Here is a 265-nt window from a genome sequence, read left to right as displayed (position 1 = left end):
GAACAGGATGAAATTTCACGATAGGTATTCTGCGCCGGTAGCCAGACTTCCAGATCGTAAGTTTTAGTCGATCCAAAGCCCATATCGCCGGTGCAGAGTAAAACCTTACGATATGGCAGGTTCAGCAGCTGCAGCACTTTCTCAGCGTGACCGGTCAGCTCTTCCAGGGCATCCATTGACTGCTCCGGCGTGACGATCTGCACCATCTCAACTTTGTCGAACTGGTGCATACGGATCAGGCCACGCGTGTCACGACCGTAAGAAC

Annotated in this window: 1 protein-coding gene; it reads right to left on the bottom strand. The window is 52.5% G+C overall.

Translation table 11 applies throughout. The features are described from left to right. On the bottom strand, positions 1–265 hold a 265-nt coding region (locus SB765_RS30505), incomplete at both ends, for an aminoacyl--tRNA ligase-related protein (protein ID WP_410932603.1).

Source organism: Pseudomonas sp. SIMBA_067 (assembly GCF_046534675.1).
Taxonomy (GTDB): domain Bacteria; phylum Pseudomonadota; class Gammaproteobacteria; order Pseudomonadales; family Pseudomonadaceae; genus Aquipseudomonas; species Aquipseudomonas putida.
This window is presented reverse-complemented; position numbering and strand designations above follow the sequence as displayed.